At 33.5% G+C, this 18,125-nt stretch carries 13 protein-coding genes and 1 riboswitch; of the genes, 9 read left to right on the forward strand and 4 right to left on the reverse strand.

Annotated features, from left to right (window positions below; genetic code table 11):
* Positions 1 to 119: 119 nt before the first annotated feature.
* Complete coding sequence (gene trhA, locus ACMGE9_RS07630) at positions 120 to 788, reverse strand: PAQR family membrane homeostasis protein TrhA (protein WP_414042211.1); 669 nt, start codon at positions 786 to 788, stop codon at positions 120 to 122.
* A 510-nt stretch (positions 789 to 1,298) separates the two neighbouring features.
* Between trhA and ACMGE9_RS07635 the strand changes: the two genes are divergently transcribed.
* Complete coding sequence (locus ACMGE9_RS07635; protein WP_414042212.1) at positions 1,299 to 2,351, forward strand: LysM peptidoglycan-binding domain-containing protein; 1,053 nt, start codon at positions 1,299 to 1,301, stop codon at positions 2,349 to 2,351.
* Between the two features lie 89 nt (positions 2,352 to 2,440).
* Here ACMGE9_RS07635 and ACMGE9_RS07640 read toward each other — a convergent pair whose 3' ends face one another.
* Positions 2,441 to 2,620 (reverse strand): hypothetical protein, encoded by a 180-nt coding sequence (locus tag ACMGE9_RS07640; RefSeq protein WP_414042213.1) that lies wholly within the window; start codon positions 2,618 to 2,620, stop codon positions 2,441 to 2,443.
* Positions 2,621 to 2,690: 70 nt separating this feature from the next.
* A riboswitch (SAM riboswitch) is annotated at positions 2,691 to 2,795 on the reverse strand.
* Between the two features lie 48 nt (positions 2,796 to 2,843).
* Entirely contained in the window at positions 2,844 to 3,452 is a 609-nt protein-coding gene (locus ACMGE9_RS07645; RefSeq protein WP_414042214.1) for a thermonuclease family protein, read from the reverse strand.
* A gap of 126 nt (positions 3,453 to 3,578) precedes the next feature.
* Between ACMGE9_RS07645 and ACMGE9_RS07650 the strand changes: the two genes are divergently transcribed.
* The 3 genes from ACMGE9_RS07650 (at position 3,579) to ACMGE9_RS07660 (ending at position 6,282) form a co-directional block, all read left to right on the forward strand.
* The gene (locus ACMGE9_RS07650) at positions 3,579 to 4,142 is read left to right on the forward strand and encodes a helix-turn-helix domain-containing protein (protein ID WP_414042215.1); all 564 of its coding nucleotides are present in this window, start codon (positions 3,579 to 3,581) and stop codon (positions 4,140 to 4,142) included.
* Positions 4,139 to 5,110 (forward strand): YeiH family protein, encoded by a 972-nt coding sequence (locus tag ACMGE9_RS07655; RefSeq protein ID WP_414042216.1) that lies wholly within the window; start codon positions 4,139 to 4,141, stop codon positions 5,108 to 5,110. The genes ACMGE9_RS07650 and ACMGE9_RS07655 overlap by 4 nt, the downstream gene beginning before the upstream one ends.
* Positions 5,111 to 5,295: 185 nt before the next feature.
* Positions 5,296 to 6,282, forward strand: a complete 987-nt coding sequence (locus ACMGE9_RS07660; protein WP_414042217.1) for a nuclease-related domain-containing protein — start codon at positions 5,296 to 5,298, stop codon at positions 6,280 to 6,282.
* 153 nt (positions 6,283 to 6,435) lie between these two features.
* Here the strand turns inward: ACMGE9_RS07660 and ACMGE9_RS07665 are convergent, their stop codons facing one another.
* The gene (locus tag ACMGE9_RS07665; RefSeq protein ID WP_414042218.1) at positions 6,436 to 7,992 is read right to left on the reverse strand and encodes a glycosyl hydrolase family 28-related protein; all 1,557 of its coding nucleotides are present in this window, start codon (positions 7,990 to 7,992) and stop codon (positions 6,436 to 6,438) included.
* Positions 7,993 to 8,174: 182 nt separating this feature from the next.
* On the opposite strand from ACMGE9_RS07665, the gene ACMGE9_RS07670 reads away from it, so the two are divergent.
* The 5 genes from ACMGE9_RS07670 to ACMGE9_RS07690 all read left to right on the forward strand — a co-directional run bounded on the left by ACMGE9_RS07670 (position 8,175) and on the right by ACMGE9_RS07690 (position 17,601).
* The gene (locus ACMGE9_RS07670) at positions 8,175 to 9,593 is read left to right on the forward strand and encodes an EVE domain-containing protein (RefSeq protein WP_414042219.1); all 1,419 of its coding nucleotides are present in this window, start codon (positions 8,175 to 8,177) and stop codon (positions 9,591 to 9,593) included.
* A gap of 452 nt (positions 9,594 to 10,045) precedes the next feature.
* Positions 10,046 to 14,320: a SpaA isopeptide-forming pilin-related protein gene (locus ACMGE9_RS07675; RefSeq protein WP_414042220.1), complete on the forward strand. Its 4,275-nt coding sequence runs from the start codon at positions 10,046 to 10,048 to the stop codon at positions 14,318 to 14,320.
* Between the two features lie 47 nt (positions 14,321 to 14,367).
* The gene (locus tag ACMGE9_RS07680; protein ID WP_414042221.1) at positions 14,368 to 15,852 is read left to right on the forward strand and encodes a SpaH/EbpB family LPXTG-anchored major pilin; all 1,485 of its coding nucleotides are present in this window, start codon (positions 14,368 to 14,370) and stop codon (positions 15,850 to 15,852) included.
* Between the two features lie 73 nt (positions 15,853 to 15,925).
* Positions 15,926 to 16,792, forward strand: coding sequence for a class C sortase (locus ACMGE9_RS07685; RefSeq protein ID WP_414042222.1), 867 nt, complete (start codon positions 15,926 to 15,928; stop codon positions 16,790 to 16,792).
* A gap of 2 nt (positions 16,793 to 16,794) precedes the next feature.
* Positions 16,795 to 17,601: a class C sortase gene (locus ACMGE9_RS07690; RefSeq protein ID WP_414042223.1), complete on the forward strand. Its 807-nt coding sequence runs from the start codon at positions 16,795 to 16,797 to the stop codon at positions 17,599 to 17,601.
* Positions 17,602 to 18,125 lie beyond the last annotated feature (524 nt).

Consider the following 18,125-nt stretch of genomic DNA (forward strand, 5'->3'; position numbering starts at 1 on the left):
AAGTGTTAAATAGGAACTCCAGTTAAAACCGTTTATGTAGAACCAAGGCCAACTGTAGGAATCTGTGAAATTTTAACAAAAAACGCCACTCTAATTCAACAGAGAGGCGCTCAATATTATTAGTTAATGAAGTATAACAATGCTATAAAGTGACATGTGGCACCTGCTAGAATAAAGAAGTGCCAAATCATATGAAAGTAGTGTCTATGCTTTTGGGCATAGAACCAGGCACCAACACTATACATAATACCACCTAGCACGATAAATGTTACAAATAACCATGTTGCTTTTGTAATAAGCGTTGGGAATAGCAGAATACCTAGCCACCCCATGACAAGGTACATGGCTAAGCTAATTTTAGGATTTACATTTCTAGCTGTAGATTTATAAATGATACCACCTATTGTAATCAACCATTCAATAATCATTATGCTCCAACCTAATGTTCCACCGACTAAACTTAGAGCAACGGGTGTATAAGTACCTGCAATCGCAATATATATCATAGCATGATCAATAATTCGCATGACATATTTATGAATAGATTTAGGTGGCATTAAATGATAAATAGCAGATGATAGAAACATTAAAAATATGCTGATAAGAAATACACTAATACCAAAAGCAAAAATGCCGCCATGACTGTTATACGTTTTAATTGAAAAGTAAGGTAGTGTCAAAAGGATGAGTAACGCTGGCACACCGTGAGATACTGAATTTCCAACTTCTTCACCGAACTTTAATTCTTTAATGTCTCTAAAGTTATATCGCGGTGCTTCAGGTTTCATATAATCAATCCTTTATAATTGTTTTATTTAATATTATCATATAATAAAAAATGAGTGTCATATTATAGTTTTTTTGTATGGAATAAATAATTTGATGTTGTTCATTTGAGAAATTTTTCTGACAATTTAAAATTTACAGTTGATTATTACGAAATTGTTACAATGTAAAAGTAAAATTACTATATATCTATCGTAATAATTATTTGAAGCGCTTTCATACATTGAAACAATAGTGTTTTTCATAAGTAAATATAAAATAAAATTTTTAAAATCAATTTTACAAAATGTCGAATTATTGTATAGAAGCAAATTAATAATTTGGAGACCCGAACACTGTAAACAGTTGATGTGATGCTCTGGAATCGATGAATCGACATAATCTGTTCGGTTTTTAGATAATTATTTTTACTTATTATTATCAATGTATTTGAAAGGAAACTGTAACATCATTGTTGCAGTATATATGTAATAATAGAATTATTGATAAAGTAAGTATTGGAGGAACAAATTTTGAAGAAAAAATTAATTTTCGCGGCAACAACTGCATCAGCTGCCGTTGCTGCTTATTCACATCAAGCAGAAGCTGCAGAACATAAGGTACAACCTGGTGAGTCGTTATGGTCAATTGCAAATCAATATAATACTTCTATTGATCAGTTAAAGTCGTTAAATCAACTTTCATCGAATTTGATTTTTCCTTACCAAACTTTAAGAGTATCAGGAGATGCAACTGTAACGAGAAGTACACGTTCTACGTCAACCGTTAGTCGTCCGCAAACGACTTCGAGTAATGGTAGTGTGCATACGGTTCAGGCGGGAGAAAGTTTGTCGTTAATTGCTGGGAAGTATAATACTTCTGTTAGTAATTTAATGAAGTTAAATAATTTATCAGGTTATTTAATCTTCCCTAATCAAAAGTTAAAAGTTTCGGGTAGTACAACAGCAAGACCTACGACAAATACAGGTGCTTCAACTCGAAGCAATACAGCAAATGCAAAAACACATATTGTACAACCTGGTGATTATTTAGCAAAAATTGCGAGTCGATATGGGGTATCAATTCAAAATATAAAGACTTGGAATAATTTATCGTCGAATATCATATATGCGAACCAAAAATTAATCGTAAGTGGAGCAGCAGCTGGGACCGTTACAATTCCTACAAGTGGAGTTAAAAAAGCGCCTGTTAAAGTTACTTCGATTCCTACAGTAGTAAAGTCACCAACTTTCGCGCATGCGAATCTTTATGATTACGGTCAATGTACATGGTATGTCTTCAACAAACGTGCGGCAATCGGCAAAGGTATTTCAACATACTGGTGGAATGCTGCAGGTTGGGCAAATGGTGCGCGTAATGATGGTTTCATAGTAAACAGTACACCAGCAGTTGGCGCTATCGCAACGACGACAGATGGTCCATTAGGACATGTAGCATTCGTTGAACGTGTGAATGCGGATGGTACGATTATGGTATCTGAAACAAACTACTTAACACCAGCAGGCGTTGTAGGATATAGAACATTAACTTTATCACAAATGAGTAGATATCAATTTATTCATTAAGAAGTTATAAAACGAAATAAAAGACACGCCTTAAAAATCACTTTTGATTTTTAAGGCGTGTTGTTTTTTTGTAGAGATTGTTGTGCGTTTTAAGCTTTGTTATTGTATTCTAAAGCTTCTTTTTCTAGCACTTTTACTAAATCAATTTTTTGTTGTAACTGATTGATTTTTGCACGTTTAGCAATGCTCGCTGAAAAATTTGTCGGCTGATGTTTCTCTAATCTCTCTCTTTCCTCATTAAATGCTTTTAACAGTTCTACTGTACGCATACATAACACTCCTTTTATTTATTTTGAAAATAAAAAAACAACACAGCTATAAGAAGTGTTGTTCAGGATCTTCTCATAGTTCGGCTCTCACCGCTGGAATTAGCACCGTACTCAATAAATAGAGTCGGTTGCTGAGATTTCATCGGGCCAGTCCCTCAATCTCTCTGTATAAGAATATGTTATTTAGTTATCTTCAATAATAATTATACCATGGATTTTTATATTAGAATAAATTTTTTATTCCTTTTATTAAGCCATCTATTGCAGCATCTAAAAGACGATGTAACATTTCACTTAATTGTAAGCCGATATCAGTTTCATCTTTACGTTCTTGCTCTGTGCTGTTAAAGCCTTCACCGTCGATATTTACGAATCCTTTAATCGACCAAATTTTAAGCCCTTGTTGCTTTGCTTTCTTCTCGGCTGCAAGCAATTTATCTAAATAATCTTTTTGTTGATAGACATAGCCAACTCTTGCATAGCCTTGTTTCACTAAGGACTCATTTATCATTGTGTCGCCACAATATAAGTATACTAAATCGCGACCATAGCGGTCTTTCTTACCTTTAGTATCATATTGAATCGTCATGTCACACGTTTTGACGAGTGATTCTGTGTAGCGTGCTGCTTCAATTGCGTAAGGCTGAACAGGTGTGTTTGGTTTCTTTGACTCCGGTGTGTCAACAAGTAGGAGTCTGACAGTCTTTCTTCTATTGTTAACTTTTATCGCAATCGTATCGCCATCAATCGCGTGATCAAACTCGGCTTTAAGCTTGGGCATATCTGTTTGGAATAGACCTAAGTTTAAAGTTAATAGTGCTGATAATATCAAAATAAAACCTCATTTATTAAAAGATTCTTCTATTATACACAAACGTATGTTCTATTTCAAATGGAATAGATTGTTCTTTATCATGTATCATTCGTTCGTTATAATGTAAATAAAGAGGTGAAGAGAATGAAAGAAATACATGATATTGTTGCATATAATTTGAAGATGTTTCGAAAAGATAACGGTTTAACACTAGATAATGTCTCGCGCCGCACAGGGGTTTCAAAAACAATGTTATCTCAAATAGAACGTGGGGATTCAATTCCTTCAATAACGACGGTGTGGAAAATAGCGAATGGCTTGAAGATTAGTTTTATGACATTAATAAAATCTCCAGATCAAAAAGTTGAAGTGAAACGAAAAGGTGAAATTATGGAGATGACGAGTGATGATGGCCGTTATCGTTTATACCCGTATTTTCCTTTTGAAAGTGGGGCACAGATCGAAATGTATCAATTCGAAATCGAACCAGGTGGTGCTTATAATGCAGAGCCCCATCAAGCGGGAACAAGTGAGTATATCATCATCAGTGAAGGAATGATGAATTTAAAGATTCAGAATGAAGACTATCAAATGGAAAGTGATATGGCTATTAAGTTTGATGCAGATGTATCGCATAGTTATATGAATATTGGAGATAGCATCGTTCACGGAATAATGACGATTTACTATCCGGAGCAAACACTATGAAAATCCCAGGTATATTGTTTTGTGCCGTTATCGCGCTAGTGGGATCTTTCTTTGGCCATGCTATGCCAGTAGTAGGAGGAATTATTTTTAGTATTATTTTAGGCATATTAATCAATAATACGATGAAGCTTCCATTTAGTTTACAAGGTGGTATTAAATTTTCATCTAAGAAAATCTTGCAGTATTCAATAATACTGATGGGATTTACATTGAATCTTCGTGTTGTTGCAGAAATGGGTATTTCTTCTTTACCGATTACTTTAACAACGATTACAGCAGCTTTAGTTGCGAGTTATTTATTGGGTAAATGGCTTGGCATCAATGAAAATATTAGAACATTAATTGGAGTAGGTACTGCGATATGTGGTGGATCGGCGATTGCTGCAGCAAGTCCAATAATTGATGCAAAGGAAGATGAGGTTGCTTTTTCATTATCGACAATATTTTTATTTAATATCATTGCGGTGTTCTTGTTTCCTATGATGGGTCATGGGTTTGGTTTGAGTGATATCGGATTTGGTCATTTTGCGGGTACAGCAATCAATGACACGAGTAGTGTTGTAGCGGCGGGTTATGCTTATTCAGAAACCGCGGGTGATACGGCAACAATTGTGAAACTTGTACGTGCATTAATGATTATCCCAGTCTGTCTATTGCTTGTTGCGATACAAATGAAAGGACATAAGCAAGCTGATTTCAGTATTAAGAAAGTATTGCCATGGTTTATTTTGTATTTCTTTTTAGCCAGTGTCTTTACGACGATAGTTGATTTACCAGAAGAAGTAATTGGGTATATAAAAGTAATCTCAACGTTTATGATTAGTATGGCGATGGCTGGAATTGGTTTATCGGTGAGCATTAAGAAATTTATCTCGATTGGTATGAAGCCAGTATTATTAGGTGCAAGCGTATGGTTTGTTGTGGCAGCACTCAGTCTTGTGATGCAATGGGTTCTGAATATATGGTAGGAGTGATTTAAGTGATGAAGAAAATAGTATTTTCATTGGTAGTTGGAATAATTGCTATGCTATTTAGAAGTGATAAGAAAGCGGAATAGAGTCCATGGAGGCTCTTTTTTTGTTGGAAAAATTTTGTGTGTTATTATATATTGATAATTTGTTAACAAATGTTAAATGAGGTGGATATTTTGTTCTTGAAAGAACGAGTTTTTAATTTGTATGAACGATACATATTAGAAGTAAAAGACCGTTGTTCAATGGAGAAATATGACAGCGATAATTTATTTACTTTAGAGAAAGGACTTCTTGGCGAAGAATACTTTTTTGAAATGTTTAAACAATGTGTAGGGGGTGCAAAAATATGGGACTTAGTATTGAATATCAAAGGTAAAAATCAATATGACTTTATTATTGTATCGTACGGACGGATTCTTCATATAGATACAAAATATTATTCAGGACATTACAATTACGTGAATGGTACTTTTAAAAGTGAAAGTGACTATGTAATCAACAACCGATTATATAAATTAGATACACAACATACGAGACTGAAGATGTTGGTTAATAAGTTGGAGCTAGATTATGAAGTGTCGAGTTATGTTAGCTTTGTAGGTGAACAATTTCAAGTCACGGGTTATAACGGTGACAAACGCATATTATTTAATCAAGATTTGAAAACTATATTTGAAATACTGAATGAACGAGAAATGACGGATGAAGATATTCGAGTAGCGCGTATGTTAATGGAATATCACTTTGAAGAGGGTGAATATAATCGAATATATTATTATCCCTTTGAAGAGATGAAAAAAGGGGTGAAATGTCCGAAGTGTCGCAACATTTTACCTTTCGTTGAGAGAAACGCTAAAAAAGTGAGATGCAGTTGTGGCTGTGAATATACTAAGAAAGATGTCGTAAGGCTAGCATTTGATGCCATTTATTTGTTAAAAAATAGTGGGGTGACAGTAAGTGACATCGTTGCTTTTTGTGGTGTAGGTAAAACAACGGCTAAAAAAGTTCTCAGCAAGGAGTATAAACGACTAGGAAATTACAGAGCGAGTTCGTATATAAATCAGGAAAAAGGGGATTTATTCATTAAAGAGGAGGAAGCGGGTTATGTATACTATGGTTCTATAGAGGAAGTGACCGCAAAAAAGAAAATACAGTCACTTCCGTGACGCATCTCGCAGAAACGACAGTGTAAGTGACCGCAAAAAGAAGACACGGACACATTTGTAGCATATATAATATGCAAAGCAATCAGTAACTGTTATTAAATCATTATTACCTAAAAAAACACGGAAGCTTCAGCTTCCGTGTTCACGCGCTATTTACTTCTTATCTTCAGCCTTAAGTGGAGCGACTTGACGTCCTAAATCTGCAGGAGCGAGTGGGTTTTCGCGTTTTGGTATTGGCTTGTTTGTAGATTTAAGTTTGTCTGGGACTTTACCAGCTTTTGCTTCAGTTTTCGTGCCAGCTTCATTAACTGTAGACTTACTTAAATCAATCTTTTGTGTCTTCTCTGAGAATTCTCCGAGTGCATCTTTCTTAGCATCTTTTGTTAAGTTCACGACACTATCGATAAACGTTCCTGTTCCGTTTGCAACTAATCGCTTAGATACATCATTGAAAGTTGTGTTATGGAATGTTGCAGTCGTATTATTGGCATAAACAGCCGTAATCGGTGAACGTTTGCCATCCATTTCTACATTATTCACAACAGAGTTATGCATATTAAATGAATAGTTCTCAGGTTTCATGCCTTCTGTGTAATATACACCATGGACAATATCGTTACGTCCGAACGGTAATAAATCCATTTCCACATTATTTGAACGCTCACGCAATTCGCCGTTTACACCTGCTGCGATAAAGTAACTTTTCGCACGTGTTTTCACGTCATCAGTATTCCAATACACATTACCGTACGTTGACTCTACGTGGAATGTTGTTTCGTAATCATTAAATGTAGAATTCGTCACATTAATCGTTGTATTTTGATCTTTTAACCAATTCTCTTCTTTGGCATCTTGAATTGTACCGTTTTCAAGTACAACGCCGATCCAACCCATATATTCTTTAGAGCGTTTCGATGTCTTGGCGTTAGATACAACTTTATCAATGTTGACAATTGCATCATCTCTATGACCACTTAAATAAATAGCCATACCGAAACTGTCGGTAATATCATCGCCCCCAACATCTTCTAAATTTACATCTTTAATATTTACATCACGGTACTCTTGTGCAAATATGGCATATCCCCCGTACATATGTTTAAATTCAACATCATGTATGTTTAAATCATTCGTATTATTAATCGCGATGCCTTTAGTCATCGGTGTTTTATAGAAATCATCAGCATCTTTCATCTTGAAGTATAAGTCTTGAGGGTTTTTACTGCCGTCAATTGTAATACCTTCAATCTCGATTTCAGATAAGAAATTCTTTTCTGATCCAAGGCGCATCGCATAAAACTCAGGCGGATTAGTCATTGGATTCTTCGGCTTTATAACGGCACCTTCACCTTTAATATGTAATCCTTTAATATTACTTACTTCAATTGTTTTGTTTGTATCATACGTACCTTTTGGTATGATAACTTGTACAGCTTCTTCTTGCGCTTTTTGAATCGCTTTTGTTAATGCTTCTGTATCATCTTTTTTATCGTCAGGTTTGGCACCGAAGTCTTTTACGTTAATAGACTTAATGCCTTTGAGAGATGGACCTTCTGTTATTTTTTCTTTATCTTTTTCTTTAGTTACTTCTTCAGTTGTTGTTTTGTCTTTATCTGTTTCTTTCGGCTTATCTTTTTGTGTATCTTGACAAGCTGTCAGCATAAGTGTGAGTGCCACTGTCGGTAACAACCATTTTTTGTTTAATAACATTTATATTCTCCTTTGAATCATATAATAATGATACAGTTCATTTTAACATATTTTGAGAATAAACATATTGATATATGTACTAAGTACCATTAGAAAAATCCTTAAAATTATATATAAACGCTATCATACGAATTAAAACTTTAATATAATGAAACTAATTGAGTGAACAGGGGGACAAATTCGTGAATTACTTTTGGTTGAATTGTGGTTACAACAGATTTAATCACTTTGAAGATTTAATGGGACAAGTTTCAGTGTTCGATTCAACAGTACACTTTAATCCAAATGAAGGATATACTGCCTTTAAACGAGCTGAACCAGGAGATAAAGTCATCTTCTATCAGGTTCAAAATAAGATTGGTATCCTCGGTGCAGGTTCAGTACTAAGAGTCGAAGAACCGAGACGTGGTCAAATAAAAATCCATTTTATATATGAAGAAAAATTAGCACCCTATACAAAAGAATATTTAATTCGTGATGAAGATTTAAAACAAGTGATAATGAGTATGAAAGAACAACTTCTAAATCCATTGTCAGAAGCAGATTACGACAAAATCATGCGCGTTGGTCGTCATGAAGAAAAAATCAATCGTTACTTCTTAATGAAAGAAGAAATTGATTTCACAACTGATGAAACATATACCATATATGTCCGAAACGTGAATGGTGTGAATCGCAATGGTTTCGTTCATTATGGTCAAATGCAGGAAGGTGACAAAGTTATAATTTACAAAACAAAACCAGAACGTGGTATATATGGTACGGCAGAAGTAGTGGAAGGTATGCATCGCAATAAGCCAATACCCGGAAGAACAGACAGTTCCGCGGTAAGTATTAAGTATACCGGAGACATTGAACCACGAACGATATATGAACTTGATCGTGAACCAATGTTACGTGCCCAATATTTCTTAGAAGAAAAATGGAATGAATCAATCACTGAGATTACAAAGATACAATATGAAACATTTCTAAATCCGACAGCAGATATTGAAACGCAAGATAGACCATCCATTCAACAAGTGATTGAAGCGGCCAACTTCTCTGCACGTAAAAGTGCAATGGAGAAGAAATTTAAAGCGACGGTGAATCCAGAACCGGTTAAACAGAAGGTTAATAAATCACCTTGGAAAATGATTTATATATTTAGCTTGCCAGAGCATTTCAATGGTGTTGAAACAGCGATTAAATATCTACAGCTTAAGCGCAATAACTTACAGATATATGCAGCAGACAACATGTGGATTAATGCGAATCTTTACGGACAATACGTTAAAGAAGATGATTTCGTTGTATTTCACCAAGGTATCATTACTGAAGCTTTAGCGAGTCCAGTTAAACAAGATATAATAATAGAAGACTTTGATTTTGTCGCGGCACATCAATTGAAGCCACTCATTCATGCAGCAATGGGTGAAACAGTCGCATTGCCTGTTATGACAGATCTGACTCGTGCAACAATTGGATTAGATGAAGACGCGACATACCCATTAACCGAAGATTTTAAGATTATCGCAACAACAAAACTAACAGTTGATGCTTTTAAAGAAAAGTATCCAACATATATGCATCAATTCATGAAATTCTACGCCTACAAATAATAGTATAATTATAGCTTAAGAGACAAAAGTCAGAAATGAATTAATAAATTTTAAGTATATTTTATTTTTACACTCTAATAACTTTAATAATAAAAGATGGTTAGGTATGTTCAATAGCATACCTAACCATCTTTTTTATATTAATATATAAATTACAAAAAATAACTATTTATATCACGCTAAATATTAAAGTGTATTGAAAATAATACTAACAAAATTTTAATGCATAAGTGAATAAATGTTAAATTTTAGACATATATGAATTTTTATACCATATGATGAATATAAAAACGTATAAAAAGCATATTTTAGTGTATTTTTAATTTTATTATGAATTTATTATTAATATCTGATAAGATCCTAAGATTTAATATTAAAAAAATAGATTGATTTTTTTTAATGTGAGACTATTATTAAATTGAAGGTATAAAAATTGTCAGTAGAAAAAGAAGGTGGAAATTATTAAAAAGCTAAAAATGATATTTTTGCTTTTATTATTGCTCAATAGTATATGCAATAACTTGTTTATTGGTGTTACTTTAGCAGATGAAATGACACGTAAGAGTGATAATGAAGAACTCGTTTTGGTGACAGCTAAGGAGCGTAATGATACTGAAATTAACTGGCATATTACAATAAATCCATTACAACAACAGTTAGATGAAAAGCGCTTTATATTGACACTAGATGGACAACATACTTTAGATATTAGTACACTAAAGGCTCAATTGTCGTCATATGAAGTAGAGATAACTCAGTCTGATACTACGAAGTCGCAATATGTAATAGAATTTAAAGACAATAAACAAATAGTGGATTTTGATTTAAAGACAAGTATTAATGACTTAAATAAAACAGATTACGGTGTTACGTTAGCAACTGAAATGAATGGTGTGACTGTTGAAGCTTCGGACGGTGTGTATCAAACATTTAATATTGTAGGAAATGTTTCGTTTGTGAACATGCCGGATGATTTAGAACATCCAAATTCAGAAATGTATTTAATCAATCGTTCTACAAATGAGAAAGTTTCGAGTGTGATTGTTGATTCTGACGGAAAATACATCTTCAATGATGTAAGGAAATTTGATGAATTAGGAAATGAAATGAAATATAAAGTAGAATCATCGCTTAAAGGTAATTATAAGACTGACATTGAACAATATGATGTGAAACACACCTATCTTGAAACATCGATTAAAGGTGATATCGATAATCCGACAAAAGAAATCCTAAAAATTTCATTAACGGATCAATTGACAAAAGAAGTGGTAGATACATTAACGATAGATGAAGAAGCCACAAAATATGAATTTGACTCATTACCCGTCAATAATAATGAAGGCTTACCAATAATCTATGAAGTAGTAATTACACCCATTGAAGGTTATAAAGCGAAGATAGAAGATTATAACATTGTTCTTGTAAAAAATGAGCAGGAAAATTTAGCGGAAGATAAGATTGACATAGTTGAAACAACAATAGATACTAAAGCTACTACTGAGACACCAACTACTGAAGATTCCTCGACGCTTGATCCCCTAACGAATGAAGAAATATCGTCTGAAGAGCAATTAACTGAAACACCTATCTCAGAAAGTGTTTTGAATGAAGAAAATATAATTGAAAAAGAAAGTATTACTGATTCTGTCATAGCAGTGAATAAAACTCAACAATCTATTTCACCATTTTTATTTCGTTCACTTTCGTTAGGCAGTACTAATATACAGAGTTTAGCTGCAGCAACGGTAAATACCACTTTCACGACAAATACACCAATAACACATACCTCGACTGGTGATTTGATGACGATGAATGCGGCTTTGAGTCCTGATGCAACAAAAATAAATTGGACGATAACAATTGATAGAAAAACCAGCACATCATATGCAATTGAATATAATTTGTACAATATGGTTTTTAGTGCTGGCCAAGCTCTAGATACATCAACGATTAAACAAACAATTATTAACGGTTCTACTTCTACAACGAAAGCATTAACATACAATAGCACATATAAAGCAATTACAGGTGCCTATTCAGGTCTTGGTTCGAATAAGGCAATCATTTCTTTTAGTACATCGATAACAGATAAAACACTATCTTCATATAATTTATCAATTGGTGGTTCTACACCAGCAGCACACTTTATTGCAAATAATATTGCAAATAACATAGTAATTAATGGAAAACTTATTACTGCTGATAATGTAGCGCCTGAAGCCCCCAAGGTTAATGCAGTTACAACAACTACACTCAATGTTACAGGAACAGCTGAACCTTCATCGCTTGTTACAGTGTTACTATCAAATGGATTGAAATTAACCACAACGGCTGATATAACAGGAAAATATTCAGTACCGATTCCGCCTCAAAATGAAGGTGCTATTATTACTGTGAATGCTACAGATGCTTCTGGCAATGTGAGTCCAAATACTCAAATTAATGTTTCGGATATGATGTCAACAACAATAAGTACAATTTATGACAATCAAACAAGTGTATTAGGAACGGCTACACCTAACAGTATTATAACTATCACAAATGCTGCTGGTAATGTGCTTGGTACATCAAAAGTGGATGAAAGTGGTCGTTATTACGTCGAATTATATCGTACACAATCCGCAGGTACTATTATTTATGCACAGGCAAAAAGTGCTACTGGTCAAGAGAGTAACAAAGCACAAACTACAGTACTTTCTAGTGCGGGCGTTCCTACACCAGGAAATGGTTTACCAATTGTTGAACCTTCGCCTACATATATAGGTGACGTAAATAATATGACATGGGACGAACGTGGATTATATCGAAACCGTGTGCCACTAGCAATTGAATATGATGAAGGTTATTTATGGAAAGCCGCACAATCAACTACTACCCCAAATAAATATGCAATCGATTTGAAAACGCAAGGTCGAGATACAGAATCAACAGTGCCACTGGATATTGTACTAGTAGTTGATAATTCAAGAAGTATGAGCACTTTAAATAGTAACGGAATGTCAAGATGGCAAAATATGAAAACGAGTGTTAATAATTTTGTTGATAGTGTTACATCAAGTAATACAGGAGCAGTAAATGATACGAGAATAGGTGTTGTTAACTTTGCTTCATCAATTATAAGTCAAACGTCATTCCAGTCTTCAGCGACTGGTATAAAAAGTGCAATTCCAGCAAGTTATCAAACCAATGGTGCATTAAATACAGGAACGGCGCACACATTTACACAATTAGGTATTCGTACAGGCTCTCAAATGCTTTCGACTGCTCGTCCAACTGCCAAGAAGGTAATGATTGTACTAACAGATGGAGCACCAACATTTAGTTATAAAGGAACGGTGGCGACAAATCCAGAGAATATTACAGCATTCGACTACAGTAAACGTATTGGTGATGGTGCAGTTTTCCCTTTAAATAGTACATTTGGAAATTACGCATATTCTATAGGGAATGTAGCTATTACTAATCATGGACAGCCAACTGTTTCGGAAGCTAAGTTAATTAAGACGGCACATCCGGATTATGAAATATTTGCAATTGGTATGGATACAAACTTAATGTCAGGTTATGATTCTGCCACACCAACAGATATGAATAATGTTATTAATAACATAGCATCTAAACAATCTAATGCATTTGTTACGACTGATACTGCAAAAGATTTACCAAATATATTAAGTAATATCGCACAATTCACTATCAAAAGTATCAGTGGAGGAACTATTACTGACCCAATTGGTGAGATGTACGATCTTGATTTAGGTAATAATAGTATCTTTGATGCATCGGATTATACATTAACAGCATCAAATCCAGCATTACTTAATGGTGTGACAGCTTATTATGATTTAGCTACAAAAACGATTAAGCTCAATGGATTAACATTTGGTAAAGGTGAATGGATTAATATAAATTATAAAGTGACTTTGCGTACAGAAGATAGTGAATTTGTAAATGGAGAGTTCTATCCAATGAATGGAAGGACTACATTACAACCTACACCAACAACGACTGAATTAAGAGATTATCCTGTACCAGAAGCGAAATATAGTCAACCATCCTATTCGTTTACATTTAATAAGTTAGATGATAAAAATAATGCACTATCAGGTGCGGTTTTCACTTTAACAAATAGCAAAGGTATAATCCAAACAGCGTCAAGCTCAGGAAATGGAATTGTACAATTTACAAATTTATTACCCGGGAATTATTCGTTAAAGGAGAGCGTAGCGCCACAAGGTTACTTATTAGATAGTACTGTTCATGCAGTGAATATATCATCAGATGGTTTGATAATGGTTGATGGATTAGGTTATTCAGGTAGCTTATTATTTAATTTCACAAATAAAAGAGCCCTCGGTAATCTAGATGTAAAAAAATATGAAGCAGGTCATATCGATAAGTTATTACCGGGAGCCACCTTTGAATTACGTGATGCAACAGGTACAGTCAAATTGACAAAAACGACAGATGATTCAGGAGTTATACATTTTACGGATTTGCCGTTTGGTACATATACATTAGTTGAAACAAAAGCACCATTAGGTTATTCGCTAAATACAACACCTATCTCAGTCAATATCAACAGTACTACACTTGTCAAACAAGATGTTGCTAATAGTAAGGCTTTATTACCGAATACAGGTGGTACAGGTACAATTATATTCACGGTTCTTGGGATATGTTTAATACTACTAGCGATAATATTGAAAAGAAAAAGAAATTAACGCTCACAGGCGATAATATAAAAAATAATAATTAGGAGGACATATTCATGTCTAAAATTACAAAACGTTTTTCCGCTATATTAGTATTAGCATTATTAGTTAGCATTATTTCTCCATTAACAAATGCATTTGCAGCTGCTTCAGACACCAACCTTACGATTCATAAAATTACGGGTGACTCCGAAATAGAAGCAACTTACGGACATTTAAATGGGACTGAAATCCCAGATGGTGATCCTATCTCAGGCATTTCATTCACGTATTGGAAAGTTACACCAGAACAATTAGCTACAATGAAAGCAAACATGTCAGCATATGATACCGAAGCAGAAGTTCAAGCATTAGTAGGAGCTAAATTAGGTACAACTGCAAAATCAGCAGCTGATGGAACTGTGAAAGTACCTGCATTAGCTGAGGGGCAATATTGGTTTATTGAGGATCCATCAACTGCCGTAAAAACATCAAATGCAGTACCCTTTGGATTAGATTTACCTATTACGAATGAAACAGGTAATGGATATATTACGGACTTACATGTCTATCCTAAAAATACTTTAGAAGACACACCGACAATAGATAAAGATGTTAAGACAGATGGTAATAAATCAGCATCATTCAATGTTGGTGACGAATTTAATTGGTTTATTCAACCGTCAATTGTTAAAGGGATTGAAGAATACGTACAATATGTAGTCACTGATAAAATTGATACGAAATTAGATTTTCAAGGTGTAGATAAAGTAACAGTAGAATTAAATGGTAATACACTTGTAAAAGGAACTGACTATAATGTAACATACGATGCTACAGCACGATTAGTTAAAGTTGATTTCACAACATCGGGATTAACTAAATTAGCAACTGCAGGTCCAACAGGAAAATTAAATATTCTTATTCCAACGGTAATAAATGAAAGTGCTGTTATGGGACAACCAATCCTGAATGATGCCACTCTAGACTTTGATAATGGACATAATGTTACTGGTAATCCTAGTGTACCGCCAACAGAAATTCCTAAAGTTTATACAGGTGGTAAAAGTTTCGTTAAAACAGATGGTGCAAGTGGTACATTAGCAGGAGCAGAGTTTGTTATTAAAAATGATGCTGGAGAATTTTTAGTACAAGATGCTACTACATTACAAGTAACATGGACTACTGATCAGTCAGCTGCTACTAAATTTACGTCAGATGGTACTGGTAAATTTGAAGTGAAAGGATTATCATATGGTGTTGATGGCGCTAATAACACTGGTTCTACAGATTACTACTTAGTAGAAACAAAGGCACCTTCAGGTTACACAATTCCAACAAATCCTGAAACAAAATTTACAATTAATGCAACATCATATTACTCTGACCCGACAAATGTAACTGATGGTTCTCAAGCAGCAACAGCAGTAGCACAAGAAATTATCAATAAAAAGACTTCAATTCCTAATACAGGTGGTATGGGTACAGTTTTCTTTACTGTAGTAGGTTTATTAATGATGGGTATAGCAATCATTATCTATAGAAAAAAACAACAAGCATAATCAAGGTGTTTCATATAAAATAAGGTAGACAACCCAGTCTACCTTATTTTGTTTATGGAAAGGAGTATCCATCATGAAAGAGACTACTCAAAGAAAGAAAAATAATTTTATGTTTAATTTATTATTTTTTATAATATTTTTATCTGGGGCATTAATTTTATTATATCCAATGATAAGTGCTATTTATTATGATTATCAATCTACGAATGAAATGAATAAGTTTGATCGAGAGTTAAATAAATTGGTTGATAAAGACGTAGAAGAACGTATCAGAAAAGCTAAAGCATATAATTCAACATTAATGACGAATGAACATATCGTAGATATCTTTAGTGAGAAAGATAAGGCAGAAGGAAAAGCACTTTACGCGAAGATGTTAGAAGTAAATGAACAAATTGGTTATGTAGAAGTACCACGAATTCATCAAAAGCTTCCTTTATTTGCAGGAACAAGAGAGCGTGTATTACAAAAGGGTTTAGGTCATCTTGAACGTACATCATTACCTGTAGGTGGTAAGAATACGCACACTGTAATTACAGGTCACAGGGGCTTACCTGACAAGATGTTGTTTACCAATTTGGATAAGGTTAAACAGAACGATAAAATTTATATCAGAAATATAAAAGAGATCATTGCATACAAAGTTGATCATATTGAAGTAATTAAACCAGATGAAATAGAGAAGTTGCATATCATGAAAGGTGAGGATAGAATAACATTATTAACTTGCACACCTTATATGATTAATTCACATCGTTTGATTGTTCAAGGACATCGAATACCTTATACACCGGCAGAAGCGAATGAACATGATAAAGCACAAGAACCATGGTGGATGAAATTTATCTTTGTTTATAAAAATTATTTAATCGGTATTGGAATTACGATACTGTTATATTTAATATATCGATTTTTCCAATCAAGAAAGCGCCGTGATTAATTTTGAAACAAGTAATTAATTTAATGTTCATATGTGGATTACTCATAGCTTTATATCCTATTATTACGAAGGTATATTATAACTATGATTCAACAAGGCAATCAGAATTATTAGACAATAAAGACCTTAATGACACTATGATGAGTAAATATAAACAGCAAAAAGCATATAATGAAGCGACTCGCAGTGCAGCACAAAACATTATTGCGCCAAGTGTTAAATCGAAACCAAAGGATAAGGATACCATTCTGGAAAAATCAGAAGAAGTAATTGCCACAATTAAAATACCAAAATTAAAATTGCATTATCCTGTATTTGATGGAGCAACTCCTGAGAATTTAAATAAAGGAGTATCGCGAGTCTTAGGCACAAGTTATCCGACAGGTGGACTATCGACTAATAGTGTATTTGCAGCTCATTCTTATTCCCCATTTCAAGAATGGTTTACACATATTGATCAACTACAATATGGAGATTTAATAATAGTAAATAATTTTAAAGAGAAATTATATTATCGTGTGACAGATTTCATTATTGTTTCGCCAGATAAAGTTTCAGCAATGAATATTATACCTGGCAAAGATATGATAACATTATTGACGTGTACACCAAATGGTAAAGAACGTTTGTTAGTCTATACAACACGCGTAAAAAAACAAGAAAATAATAAGGTATCAAACAATAATAGTCGCTCAATTCGTTACCAAAAGTCATGGCTAGAAGACATTAAAGTAATATCAAGCTCATGGTTTACATTATTACTCATCTTCATATTGACCTATATCTTTTTAAATATTAAACGAAAATAATGCAATGGCCTATCTATAATAAGTTAGAAATAAGAATACTGATACAGATGATGGAACCTAATGATGATTGTAATAAGTCAACATTAGGTTTTTTATTTTTACCAATAAATTATTGAGAAGATCCATTTAGATGAGGAAAAATATAGGCAACGATTAGACGAAAGAGAAAATATGATGACCTTAGAATTAGTTCACAAATTCGTCACATTTATAAATTTGACTATACATGTGGATAACTTTATACACTTTTTGTATAAAGGGAAAATGGATAAATAAAATAATTATAGGATATAACCTAAATAATTGAATTTATTCAAAGTCTAAAATGTGTTATATTAAATATTTATTAATTTAAGAGGGATTTCGTGTATATTTATACGATAATTGTTGATAACTCATATATATGCAAAATGCAACTAAGTGTAGTAATGTAAAATAATAGTATTAAAATAAAATTAAGTCATGGTTTACGCTATATGTGTGTCATGACAAATAATAAACACAAGAGATAGACAAGAGGAGGA

Source organism: Macrococcus animalis, assembly GCF_047425875.1.
Lineage (GTDB): Bacteria > Bacillota > Bacilli > Staphylococcales > Staphylococcaceae > Macrococcoides > Macrococcoides animalis.

Excerpts from the sequence above, each read along its gene's own strand:
- trhA (WP_414042211.1), bottom strand. The coding sequence starts at position 788 with ATGAAACCTGAAGCACCGCGATATAACTTTAGAGACATTAAAGAATTA.
- ACMGE9_RS07640 (WP_414042213.1), bottom strand. The coding sequence starts at position 2,620 with ATGCGTACAGTAGAACTGTTAAAAGCATTTAATGAGGAAAGAGAGAGA.
- ACMGE9_RS07650 (WP_414042215.1), top strand. The coding sequence starts at position 3,579 with ATGAAAGAAATACATGATATTGTTGCATATAATTTGAAGATGTTTCGA.
- ACMGE9_RS07655 (WP_414042216.1), top strand. The coding sequence starts at position 4,139 with ATGAAAATCCCAGGTATATTGTTTTGTGCCGTTATCGCGCTAGTGGGA.
- ACMGE9_RS07665 (WP_414042218.1), bottom strand. The coding sequence starts at position 7,992 with ATGTTATTAAACAAAAAATGGTTGTTACCGACAGTGGCACTCACACTT.
- ACMGE9_RS07680 (WP_414042221.1), top strand. The coding sequence starts at position 14,368 with ATGTCTAAAATTACAAAACGTTTTTCCGCTATATTAGTATTAGCATTA.
- ACMGE9_RS07685 (WP_414042222.1), top strand. The coding sequence starts at position 15,926 with ATGAAAGAGACTACTCAAAGAAAGAAAAATAATTTTATGTTTAATTTA.